At 68.3% G+C, this 11,691-nt stretch carries 12 protein-coding genes; 8 read left to right on the top strand and 4 right to left on the bottom strand.

The window, feature by feature from the left end; translation table 11 throughout:
• Positions 1-91: 91 nt before the first annotated feature.
• The 4 genes from GD1_RS18900 to GD1_RS18885 form a co-directional block, all read right to left on the bottom strand.
• Positions 92-1,243, bottom strand: coding sequence for an acyl-CoA dehydrogenase family protein (locus GD1_RS18900; protein ID WP_059039138.1), 1,152 nt, complete (start codon positions 1,241-1,243; stop codon positions 92-94).
• Positions 1,243-2,112 (bottom strand): 3-hydroxyacyl-CoA dehydrogenase family protein, encoded by an 870-nt coding sequence (locus GD1_RS18895; RefSeq protein ID WP_059039141.1) that lies wholly within the window; start codon positions 2,110-2,112, stop codon positions 1,243-1,245. The genes GD1_RS18900 and GD1_RS18895 overlap by 1 nt, the downstream gene beginning before the upstream one ends.
• A 5-nt stretch (positions 2,113-2,117) precedes the next feature.
• Entirely contained in the window at positions 2,118-2,915 is a 798-nt protein-coding gene (locus GD1_RS18890; protein ID WP_059039137.1) for an enoyl-CoA hydratase/isomerase family protein, read from the bottom strand.
• Positions 2,916-3,098: 183 nt separating this feature from the next.
• Entirely contained in the window at positions 3,099-3,737 is a 639-nt protein-coding gene (locus GD1_RS18885; RefSeq protein WP_083534428.1) for a DUF8020 domain-containing protein, read from the bottom strand.
• Between the two features lie 429 nt (positions 3,738-4,166).
• Here GD1_RS18885 and hpt point away from each other — a divergent pair, with 429 nt between their 5' ends.
• The 8 genes from hpt (at position 4,167) to GD1_RS18845 (ending at position 11,513) form a co-directional block, all read left to right on the top strand.
• Positions 4,167-4,733: a hypoxanthine phosphoribosyltransferase gene (hpt, locus tag GD1_RS18880; RefSeq protein ID WP_020792902.1), complete on the top strand. Its 567-nt coding sequence runs from the start codon at positions 4,167-4,169 to the stop codon at positions 4,731-4,733.
• A 115-nt stretch (positions 4,734-4,848) separates the two neighbouring features.
• Positions 4,849-7,173 carry an ATP-dependent zinc metalloprotease FtsH gene (ftsH, locus tag GD1_RS18875; RefSeq protein ID WP_059039135.1) on the top strand — a complete coding sequence of 775 codons (2,325 nt, stop codon included), beginning with the start codon at positions 4,849-4,851 and terminating at the stop codon, positions 7,171-7,173.
• 11 nt (positions 7,174-7,184) lie between these two features.
• The gene (gene folE / locus GD1_RS18870) at positions 7,185-7,832 is read left to right on the top strand and encodes a GTP cyclohydrolase I FolE (RefSeq protein ID WP_059039134.1); all 648 of its coding nucleotides are present in this window, start codon (positions 7,185-7,187) and stop codon (positions 7,830-7,832) included.
• Positions 7,833-7,864: 32 nt separating this feature from the next.
• Positions 7,865-8,794 carry a dihydropteroate synthase gene (gene folP, locus GD1_RS18865; protein ID WP_083534426.1) on the top strand — a complete coding sequence of 310 codons (930 nt, stop codon included), beginning with the start codon at positions 7,865-7,867 and terminating at the stop codon, positions 8,792-8,794.
• Positions 8,791-9,162 carry a dihydroneopterin aldolase gene (gene folB / locus GD1_RS18860; protein ID WP_053776936.1) on the top strand — a complete coding sequence of 124 codons (372 nt, stop codon included), beginning with the start codon at positions 8,791-8,793 and terminating at the stop codon, positions 9,160-9,162. The genes folP and folB overlap by 4 nt, the downstream gene beginning before the upstream one ends.
• Complete coding sequence (gene folK / locus GD1_RS18855) at positions 9,159-9,701, top strand: 2-amino-4-hydroxy-6-hydroxymethyldihydropteridine diphosphokinase (protein ID WP_059039133.1); 543 nt, start codon at positions 9,159-9,161, stop codon at positions 9,699-9,701. The genes folB and folK overlap by 4 nt, the downstream gene beginning before the upstream one ends.
• Entirely contained in the window at positions 9,698-10,240 is a 543-nt protein-coding gene (locus GD1_RS18850) for a DUF3180 domain-containing protein (protein ID WP_059039132.1), read from the top strand. The genes folK and GD1_RS18850 overlap by 4 nt, the downstream gene beginning before the upstream one ends.
• A gap of 112 nt (positions 10,241-10,352) precedes the next feature.
• Positions 10,353-11,513, top strand: coding sequence for a DUF6779 domain-containing protein (locus GD1_RS18845; RefSeq protein ID WP_059039131.1), 1,161 nt, complete (start codon positions 10,353-10,355; stop codon positions 11,511-11,513).
• Positions 11,514-11,691: the final 178 nt, after the last annotated feature.

Here is an 11,691-nt window from a genome sequence, read left to right as displayed (position 1 = left end):
TCAACCAGCAATGGGCAGTGGATGATTGAGTGGTAGCGCACCTGTGGTTTCGGCAGCCGTATCGTCGCTAGAGAACGTCCGCGGGACGCGCTCAGAGGAATGCGGAGATTCCTGTCTCGGCCCGGCCGATCAGCAGCTTCTGGATCTGGCTGGTGCCCTCGTACAGGGTCATGACGCGGGCATCGCGCATGTACTTCTGTACCGGGTACTCGTCGACGTAGCCGTAACCGCCGAATGCCTGGATCGCGAGATTGGCTGCCTTGACGGCCTTCTCGGAGGCGAACAGTTTGGCCTTGGATGCCTCGATGCCGAACGGTTCGCCCCGCTCGATCAGGTCGGCGGCACGCCAGGTGAGCAGTCGGGCGCAGTCGGCGTCCACCGAGATCTCGGCGATCATGTCCTGGATCATCTGGAACGATGCGATCGGCCGGCCGAACTGGCGGCGCTGGGTGGTGTAGGACACCAGTGCATCCAGGCAGCCGGCGATGATGCCGGTACATCCGGCACCCACCGACACCCGGCCCTTGTCGAGGGAGTGCATGGCGATCGAGAAGCCTTGTCCCTCTTCACCGAGCATCGCATCGGCGGGAACCCGAACACCGTCGAAATTCAGTTCGGCGGTGGCCTGACCGCGTAGCCCCAGCTTGCCGTGGATCTCGGTGCGGCCGAAGCCGGGTGTGTCGGTGGGGACTAGGAAGGCCGAGATCCCCTTGGCGCCAGGGCCTCCGGTGCGGGCGAACACCACGCACACGTCCGCCCAGGTGCCGTTGGTGATGAAGATCTTCGAGCCGGTGATCACCCAGTCCGATCCCTCGCGCACCGCCCGGGTGGTGAGGTTCGACGGATCCGAACCGTTGTCGGGTTCGGTGAGTCCGAAACATCCGAGCAGGGTGCCGTTCGCGATACCCGGAAGCCAGCGCTGCTTCTGCTCCTCGGTGCCGTGGGAGAGCACGATCTTGCCGAACAATCCCATCGACACCGACACGATGCCGCGGACCGAGGAGTCGGCGCGGCCGAGTTCCTCCATGCCGATGCAGTAGGTGATGTAGTCCCCGCCCATACCGCCGTACTCCTCGGGGATGGTCAGGCCGAAGAAACCGAGTTCGCCGAGCTTGGGGATCAGTGCGGTGTCGACCGCTTCACGCCGGTCCCACTCCACACGGTGCGGGACGACCTCCTTGTCCAGGAAGTCGCGTGCCAGCGTACGGAATGCCACCTGTTCCTCGGTGAGGGTGAGATCCATCAGATCGCCTTTCCGACACGCGCACCGGTGTCGTCGTAGAGGTAGAAGCCGCGGCCGGTCTTGCGGCCCAGATCACCGCGCTCGACCAGCGCGGACACGGTCGCCGACGGGGCGTCGGCAGGATCACCGGTCTCGGCGAAGCGGCCCATCTTGGTGTGATATCCGATGTCGACACCGGTGAGGTCCATCAGTTCGAACGGGCCCATCGGGTAGCCGAGCGCGGTGCGTGCGGCGGTGTCGATGGCCTCGATGCCGGCATATCCGCCCTCGTAGAGGGCCAATGCCTCGTCGCGAACGGCGTTCAGGAGACGGTTGGCCACGAAGCCGGGGATCTCCTTGTCGAGGACCACCGGAAGTTTGCCGATCTGCTCGACAAAGGCGACGGCGGTCGCGGCGGTCTCGTCGCTGGTCTCGGGTCCGCGCACGACCTCCACGCAACGCATGACCAGCGCCGGGTTGAAGAAGTGCAGGTTGACGAATCGGTCGGGGCGTTCGGTCGCCGATGCCATCGCCGACGGCACGAAGCTCGAGGAGTTGCTGGCCAGGATCGTCCCCGGGCCGCACAGGGCATCGACATCGGTGAAGAACTGCCGTTTGATCTCGAGCTTCTCGACGATCGCCTCGATCACCAGGTCGACGTCGCCGGTGAGCGCGGTGGTGGTGGTGAGTCGGGCGAACGCGGCGTCGACGTCGTCGGCGGTCCGCCGTCCCTTGGCGACCTGGGAGTCCATCCGGCCGCGCAGGGCGGCGACGGAACTCTCCAGCATCGTCGGGTCGAGGTCGTAGAGGGTCACCTCGTGACCGGCGAGCGCGGTGACCATCGCGATCTGGGACCCCATCGCCCCGGCCCCGGCGACCATGACCTTCATCGCCGTCACCGGCCGGTCCATTCCGGGGTGCGCTTGGCCAGGAACGCCTCGGCGCCCTCGCGCTTGTCGTCGGTGGTGTAGAGCAGCGCCTGGGCGAGACGTTCGACCACTTGACCGGTGCGCTGGTCGGCGTCCATCCCCGACCGGATCACCAGCTTGGCCAGACGGACCGCGAGCGGGCCCTTGCGCAGGATCGTCGCGGCGAGTTCGCGGGCGTCGGACAGGAGGTCGTCGGCGGTGGCGACCTGGGTGACCAGACCGGCGGCCAGGGCCTCGTCGGCGGTGAGCATGCGGCCGGTGAGGATGAGGTCGATGGCCCGGCCGACGCCGATCAGGCGCGCCATGCGCTGGGTGCCACCGGCACCCGGCAGCACCGACAGGGTGGTCTCCGGAAGGCCGAATCGGGCTGCGGTGGAGGCGATCCGGATGTCGCAGGAGATGGCCAGCTCACATCCGCCACCGAGGGCGTAGCCGTTGACCGCGGCGATGGTCGGCTTCTCGAAGGACTCGACCTCGTCGTAGAGCCGCTGCATCGTCGACGCCAGGCCGGTGTGCAGGGAGTAGTTGCGAAGCTGTCCGATGTCGGCGCCGGCGGCGAACGCCTTCTCGCCGGAGCCGGTGAGGATCACCGCGCCGACCGCGTCGTCGGTGCGGACCGCGTCGAGGACGGTGCGCAGATCCGCCTGGACCTGCGCATTGATGGCGTTTCGAACCTCCGGCCGATTGATGGTGACCACGGCGATGCCGTCGGTCACGTCGACCTGAAGGGTCTCGAGGGAGTGGGTTGTCGCGGTGAGGGTCATCGCACCTCCGGGGCGTGTGAAGGAATGTTCAACAACGGTGAACGTAGATTCATTCGACGGGGCTGTCAAGGTCCGCACAGGGCGAAGCCGCGTCGAGCGGGAGTTCGACGCGGCTTCGGGGCGACCCGGCCGACGGGGTGGTTCGGCCGGGTGGGTCGGGTGTGGACGGTGGGGCGCGGCCGATCAGCGCGGCGGCGGGACGAACGGGGAATTGATGGTCTGGAAGTACTGCCAGGCGGCGACGATGAGGCTGCCGCCACCGCCGAGGACGGTGCCGACGATGCTGCCGACGGTCGCGCCCAGGGCGAGTCCGGGAATGCAGCCGACCCCGGCGAGGGCGAGTCCGGGGATACAGCCCACGATCGCGCCGATCACCACACCCAGCACGATGCCGACGATGGTCGAGACGGTCATCCCGGCCATCAGTTGCTGGTTGAAGCGGGCCAGCGCCTGGTCGTCGCGTTCCTGTTTGGTCCGCGGCGGGCTGGACTGCTTCTTGACGGCCACCGTGCGCACGGCATCGACCTGCGTCTGGTCCAGTGCCCGGGCCTGCGCGGGATTCCGGGATGGCGTCAATGTCGCCGAATTCCCGGTTATCGACACCGCGATCGGGAACTCCTCGTATTCCAGGCGGTAGGTCAACGGGAGTCGGGCAACGGTCACCCCGGAATCGTCGACGATCGCGAGCGAATTCTGTGCCTGCCGGAATGTCGAATGGGAGAGGTCGACGGCGATGTGTGCACCGATTCTCGAGACCGTCCACTGAACCGGATCGGGTGGGGGATCGGCCGCTGCCCGGCCTGCCTGCGACAGTGGGACCACGAGGGATATGCCGGCGAAAAGTATTGTGAAAAAACGGATTCTGGAGACAGGCCGGTGTGGTGTGGCCGGTGTCGTCGGAAACGATGAGATCATGCTGGATGTCCTGCGGCCGGGGGCTGTGACGGACCCCGGCCGTGTGTCGGGACCGTGGATTCGCCGATCGGATCGTGGTGTCGGGGAAAGTGATGACAATTCCTGTTTGCGTGGATGAATCGACCGGTTCTTCATCCGGGTCGATATTCTTCGCCGATATCGCCGGAGGTCGGCCGAGAATGCGTTGGATGAGGCGGGTGGGGAGTTCCGTTACCCGACTGTGACGCCCAGAGGCATCCGGGCGGCGGGCGTGTACATCACCCGGAGGACCCCCGGCCGGGGCCCGGGTCGGCCGGTCCGTGCCGGAGACGGGTGGCGGCATGACAAGCTGGATGTGTGGCGAACGAGATCGAACATCACTATGGCGACGACATCGAAGCGGTCCTGATCAGTGAGGAACAGATCAGGGCACGGACCGCCGAACTGGCCCAGTCGGTGGCCGCCCGCTATCAGGACATCGACGAGGACCTGGTGCTGATCGGCGTGCTCAAGGGCGCGATCATGTTCATGACCGACTTCGCCCGCGCGCTGCCGATCCCCTCCCAGATGGAGTTCATGGCGGTCTCGAGCTACGGCTCGTCCACATCGTCGTCGGGGGTCGTGCGCATCCTCAAGGACCTCGACCGCGACATCGCCGGCCGCGACGTCCTGATCGTCGAGGACATCATCGACTCGGGTCTGACGCTGTCGTGGCTGCTGAAGAACCTCGCCACCCGCTCGCCGCGGACGCTGGAGGTGTGCACCCTGCTCCGCAAACCCGACGCGGTGCGCGCTTCGCTGGAGGTCGCAGACGTCGGATTCGACATCCCCAACGACTTCGTCGTCGGCTACGGACTCGACTACGCCGAACGCTACCGCGATCTGCCCTTCATCGGCCGCCTCCGCCCCTCGGTCTACCAGTAGCGTTGCGGTCGCCGGAACAGTTTTCCCTCCTCCTTCGTTGACCGGTAGCCTTTGTCAGTAAGTCGATGGGAAGGACAATGGGAACGGCGGTGTCGCCGGCCCTGCACCAACACGCATGAACCGCAAGACAGTCTTCCGCAATCTCGCCATCGTGGCGGTCATCGTGCTGGCCTTCTGGGGCTGGAGCGTGTGGCGCGACGGCGATCGCGACTACACCGCCGTGGACACCTCGGTCGCGTTGACGCAGCTCAACGTCAAGAACACCAAGTCCATCCAGATCGACGACCGCGAGCAGCAACTGCGGATCGAGACCAACACGCCGGTCAAGGTGGGTGACAACAAAGAGGCCACCAAGATCAGCACCCGCTACCCGGCGGCGGCGAGTGAAGAGATCTTCAACGACGTCAAGGCCACCGGCGCGCCGTACCAGACCAACGTCAACGAGCAGTCGGTGATCTGGCAGCTGCTGATCTTCATCCTGCCGATGCTGATCCTGTTCGGGTTGTTCTTCTTCGTGATGAGCCGAATGCAGGGCGGTGGCCGCGGCGGTGTGATGGGCTTCGGCAAGTCCCGCGCCAAACAGCTCACCAAGGACATGCCCAAGACGACCTTCGCCGACGTCGCCGGCGCGGACGAGGCGGTCGAGGAACTCTACGAGATCAAGGACTTCCTGCAGAATCCCGCGCGCTACCAGGCGCTCGGCGCGAAGATCCCCAAGGGTGTGCTGCTCTACGGTCCTCCCGGCACCGGTAAGACGCTGCTGGCCCGTGCCGTCGCCGGTGAGGCCGGGGTGCCGTTCTTCACCATCTCCGGCTCGGACTTCGTCGAGATGTTCGTCGGTGTCGGTGCGTCCCGCGTGCGTGACCTGTTCGAGCAGGCCAAGAACAACAGCCCGTGCATCATCTTCGTCGACGAGATCGACGCCGTCGGTCGCCAGCGTGGTGCCGGCCTCGGCGGTGGACACGACGAGCGCGAGCAGACGCTGAACCAGTTGCTCGTCGAGATGGACGGCTTCGGTGACCGGTCGGGCATCATCCTGATCGCCGCCACCAACCGCCCCGACATCCTGGACCCCGCGCTGCTGCGTCCCGGTCGTTTCGACCGTCAGATCCCGGTCGGCAACCCCGACATCGCCGGTCGTCGCGCGATCCTCAAGGTGCATGCCAAGGGCAAGCCCATCGATCCCGACGCCGACCTCGACGGTCTGGCCAAGCGCACCCCGGGCATGTCCGGTGCGGACCTGGCCAACGTCGTCAACGAGTCGGCACTGCTGGCCGCCCGCGAGAACGCGTCGTCGATCACCGCACCGATGCTCGAGGAGGCCGTCGACCGTGTGATCGGCGGACCGCGTCGTAAGAGCCGCATCATCAGCGAGCACGAGAAGAAGGTCGTCGCCTATCACGAGGGCGGACACACCCTCGCCGCGTGGGCGATGCCCGATCTCGACCCCATCTACAAGGTCACCATCCTGGCGCGTGGGCGCACCGGCGGGCATGCGCTCGCCGTGCCCGAGCAGGACAAGGAACTGATGACGCGCTCGGAGATGATCGCGCGTCTGGTGATGGCGATGGGCGGCCGTGCCGCCGAGGAACTGGTCTTCCACGAGCCCACGACAGGTGCGTCGTCGGATATCGATCAGGCCACCAAGATCGCCCGGGCGATGGTCACCGAGTACGGCATGAGTGCCCGTCTCGGGGCGGTCCGCTACGGGCAGGAACAGGGCGATCCGTTCCTGGGCCGCTCGATGGGCAGCCAGAGCGACTACTCGGCCGGGGTCGCCGGCGAGATCGACGAGGAGGTGCGCCGGCTGATCGAGGCCGCGCACACCGAGGCGTGGGCGATCCTGTCGGAGTACCGCGACACCCTCGACGTGCTCGCCACCCAGCTCCTCGAGAAGGAGACGCTGACCCGTAAGGATCTGGAGAAGATCTTCACCGAGGTCGAGAAGCGTCCGCGGATCACCGCGTTCAACGATTTCGGGGATCGAACCCCGAGCGACAAGCCGCCGGTGAAGACCCCGGGTGAACTGGCGATGGAGCGCGGCGAGCCGTGGCCGCCGCCCACCCCGGAGAAGGTCGCCGAGCCGATCGGTGCGGGCACCGCGGCCGTACCGGCGCCCTATCCGGGTGCCCCGGCCCCGGGTGCGCCGGTCTACCCGCCGCAGGCCGCGCCGGGTGGGTATCCCGCCCAGCCCCAGCCGTATCCCGCGCAGCCGGCCCCGGGTGCTCCCGGTCAGCCGGGGACGTGGCCCGACTACGGCGCCCCGCGTGACTGGTCGGCGCCGGGCTGGCCGCCCCGCGGGCAGGAACCGGGTGCACCCCAGCACGGGAACCCCCAGCACGGAACGAACGGTCACGGGGGTGGCGAGTACGGTCATCCCGGTCAGGGCCCCGGCGGTTACGGGCCGAACGGCAACGGCGCGAACGGTAACGGCGCCTGAAGGGTCGATCGATGACGATCAGCAGTAACGGTCACGAGGTTCGGGTGGATGCCTCGGCGACGTCGAATGGTGCGGCTCCCGCAGGGGAGCGGCACGCATTCGATCAACAGCGTGCCGAGGCGGCCGTGCGGGAACTGCTCCTGGCGGTCGGGGAGGACCCCGACCGCGAAGGGCTGGTGCGCACCCCCACCCGTGTCGCCAACGCCTACCGCGAGATGTTCGCCGGTCTCTACACCGACCCGGACGAGGTACTCGCGACCACCTTCGACGAGGATCACGACGAGCTGGTCCTGGTCAAGGACATCCCGATGTACTCCACCTGCGAGCATCACCTCGTCTCCTTCCACGGGGTGGCCCATGTGGGCTACATCCCCGGGGTGAGCGGGCAGGTCACCGGGCTGTCGAAGCTGGCACGTCTGGTGGATCTCTACGCCAAGCGCCCGCAGGTCCAGGAGCGTCTGACCAGTCAGATCGCCGACGCGCTGGTACGCCGGCTCGATCCGCGGGGCGTGATCGTGGTGATCGAGGCCGAGCACCTGTGCATGGCGATGCGCGGTATCCGCAAGCCGGGTGCCACCACCACCACGTCGGCGGTGCGTGGACTGTTCAAGACCAGCGCGGTCTCCCGCGGCGAGGCACTGGACCTCATCACCCGGTGAGCCGACTACCCAGCGCGGACCGCACCCTGGTGATGGGTGTGGTCAACGTGACCGCCGATTCCTTCTCCGACGGAGGGCGCTATCTCGACACCGACGCCGCGGTGGCCCACGGCATCGAGCTGCTCGCCGACGGCGCGGACCTGATCGACGTCGGCGGGGAATCGACCCGGCCCGGCGCGATCCGTGTCGATCCGACGATCGAGGCACAGCGCGTGGCGCCGGTGATCTCGGCGCTGGTCGATGCCGGGGCGGTGATCTCGGTGGACACCATGCGCGCGTCGGTGGCGGCCGCCGCCATCGAGGCGGGGGCGACGATCGTCAACGACGTGTCCGGTGGCCGTGCCGATCCCGACATGGCGAAGGTGATGGCCGACGCAGAGCTGCCGTGGGTGCTGATGCACTGGCGGCCCGCACAGACCGATGCCGACGCCGGACGCCATTTCACCCACCGGGTGGACGACCGAGGGGGCTACCACGACGTGGTGGCCGAGGTGACCCGCGAACTGCTCGGCCAGGTCGACGCCGCGGTCAGCGCAGGGGTTGCCCCGCAGAACATCATCCTCGACCCCGGTCTGGGATTCGCCAAGACCGCCGACCACAACTGGGCGCTGCTGCATGCGCTGCCGACCTTCGTCGGATTGGGTTTCCCGGTGCTGATCGGGGCCTCGCGCAAGCGGTTCCTCGGGTCGTTGCTCGCCGTCGACGGGGCCGACCGGCCCCCTGCCGGACGTGAGGCCGCCACCGCGGCCATCAGCACGTTGTCGGCGGCCGGCGGCGCCTGGGGCGTTCGGGTCCACGACGTCGCATCGAGTCGGGACGCGGTGCGGGTGGCACAGGCCTGGCGTGACGGTGGCCGCAGCCGCGGGGAAATGGGACGCGGAGAAATGGGACGCGGGGGAACGGGGCGCGCGGGTGCCCCGGACGAGACAGCTGTGTCGAGACAAACGGAGGTGGGTCGGTGACCGATCGGATCGAGTTGCGGGGGCTACGGGTCCGCGGCAACCACGGCGTCTTCGACCACGAGCGGGCCGACGGCCAGGTCTTCATCATCGACATCACACTGTGGCTGGACCTGCGGGCCGCCGCGGCCTCCGACGACCTCGCCGACACCGTCGACTACGGGGCGCTGGCCCAGCAGGCGCACGACATCGTCGCCGGCACGCCGCGCAACCTGATCGAGACGGTGGGTGCCGAGGTCGCCGACACGGTCATGGCCGACGAGCGGATCACCGCCTGCGAGGTGGTGGTCCACAAACCGTCCGCGCCGATCCCGCTGACCTTCGACGACGTCGCGGTGGTGACCCGCCGCTCCCGGAAGACCCCACGATGAGTCGTGCGGTGCTCTCGGCGGGGGCCAATGTGGGCGACGCGCGGGGTGCGCTGCGCACGGTGGTCGACGGGTTCGCCGACGAGCTCGTCGCCGTCTCGCAGGTCTATGCCACCGCCCCGTGGGGCGGCGTCGAGCAGGACGACTTCCTCAACATCACCCTCGTCGTCGAGGGGAACCGCACTCCGCGGGAGTGGTTGCGGCGTGGCGCCGAGCTCGAACAGGCCGCCCACCGCACCCGCGATGTGCGGTGGGGTCCGAGAACCCTCGACGTCGACGTGATCACCGTCGACGACGACGGCCCGGTGCGCAGCGACGACCCGGTGCTGACCCTGCCGCATCCGCGCGCGGTCCACCGCGCCTTCGTGCTGGTGCCGTGGCTGGAGATCGATCCCGACGCGATGCTGTGGACCCCGGCCGGGACCCGCCGCGTCGACGATCTGGTCGCCGCACTGCCGTCCGCCGAGCGCGAGGGGGTGCGTCCGGCGGGTCGGCTCGACGCACCCACCCCGACCGACACCTCGTCGGGGACCGCCCGATGAGCACGCCGCGACGCAACCCGCAGGGCGACGACGAACAGTCCGGGCTGGGACCGACCAAACCGTTCGACCTGGCCGTCATCGCGGTGATCGTCGGCGTCACCGCGTGGATTCTGGTGCGCTACAACTATTCGAGTCTGCCGCCGCTGCCGACGCTGGCCGGGATCGTGCTCTACATCCTCGCCGTGATCGAGGCGGTCACCGGGTTCGTCGTCCGCGCCCGCGTGGAGGGGCGACAGGTCGGCCGCGCCCGTGGCCAGCTGCATCCCCTGACCGCGGCACGGGTCGTCGCATTGGCCAAGGCGTCGGCCATCCTCGGTGCGATAGCCACCGGTCTGTGGGCGGGGTTGCTGGTCTTCCTGCTGACCCGGCACGGGGTGACGGCCGCCGAGCACGACACCCCTGCCGCCATCATCGGTCTGATCGGTGGTGTGCTCCTGACCGCGGCGGCACTGTGGCTGGAATTCTGCTGCCGTACCCCCGACGATCCGACCGAGAACTCCGTCGACGGGGCCTCCAACGGGCATCCCGGACCGGCCTGAGTGGACTGACCGAACAGTAACCCCCACCAGGGTGATCGAGGCCACCGACGAATCATGACTCTCCGCCGGGCTTGTGCGGCATCGGTGGGGCCAGCGGGTAAGTTGGGTCGATATGACGACCTCATCCGGCCGTTCCTCGGACGCCCGCCGCACCGGCCGCTCGGTCGGTCAGTGGCTGCTCGGGCTGCTGATCCTCCTGGCGGTTGTGGCCAGTGTGCTCATGGTCGTCACCGACTCGCTGTCGGTGACCGGCACACTCGCCGTCATCGCGGCATTGTGGGCGGCGGTGATCGGCGCGATCCTGGTGACCCGGTTCCGCAAGCAGGCCGAGTCCGCGGAGGCCAAGAGCCGTGACCTGCGTCTGGTGTACGAACTGCAACTCGAACGTGAGATCGCGGCCCGCCGACAGTACGAGCTCGACGTCGAGGCCACCATCCGCAAGGAGGTGGCCGCGGAGTCCGGTGCCGAACTCGTCGCCCTCAAGGAGCAGGTGATCTCGCTCCGCTCGAGTCTGGAACGACTGCTCGGCGAGGCGCTGCCCGACGACCAGGTGGCCCTGCCGAACGAGAAGCTCCGTGAACTGGCCTCGGGTATCGGCAGCAGCGGTCTGGAACCCGAACGCTTCGGTTCGCCCGCAGGTTTCGGTGTGCACGACGACGACCTGCTGGCCGCGCGCGACTTCGCCGCGACCGCCCCGACCGCCGACGACGGCCGGCATCTGCAGGGGCATGTCGACCCCAACGAGATGACCGAGGTGATCCCGGTGGTCACCGACGACCCGCTGTCGGGACGGATCGCCACCGAGGTCCCGCTGCCGGCCGACGAACCGTCCTACCCGTCGTATGCGCCGTACGTCTCCGCCGACGACACCGAGGATGCGACCGTCGTCGAGGAAGCGCAGGCCGATGCGGCACCGGCCGAGGTGTCCGTCGTGGATGCGACCGGCGCCGACGACACCCCCACCGACGAGTGGCCGCCGTCGCAGCCGTTCCCGGTGATCCACGGTCGGCACGAGGGCGCCGCTGACGCCGAGGCCCCCGAGGCACCGCAGGCCGCCGAGACACCGCAGGACGACTCCGGTGCGGGCGATGCCGGTGGCCGACGCCGCCGCCGCGACGCCGATGCGCCGGGCGTGATCGTCACCGAGGCGCTGGCCGAGACACCCGAGGACGACCCCGACGCCGCCCATTCGAACGGGCTGCCCGTCGCCGAACTGCTCAAGCAGTTGCGTGAGGCCGACAGCTCCGGTGGGCGTCGCCGCCGCCGCGACTGAACCGCTCACAGACCGTCGTAGAGAACTCCCGTGGACGTCCGGACCGGACGATCACGGGAGTTCTCTCGTCTGCCGGTGATGCCTGTCACACGATTGGCCCCGGCTGCTCCCGAACGCCTAACCTTGGCCTGCAACGTCTGGTACCTGCGCCGTCGACGTCCCGCGAAACCGCTCCGGC

It is taken from the genome of Gordonia desulfuricans NBRC 100010, from assembly GCF_001485495.1.
Lineage (GTDB): Bacteria > Actinomycetota > Actinomycetes > Mycobacteriales > Mycobacteriaceae > Gordonia > Gordonia desulfuricans.
This window is presented reverse-complemented; position numbering and strand designations above follow the sequence as displayed.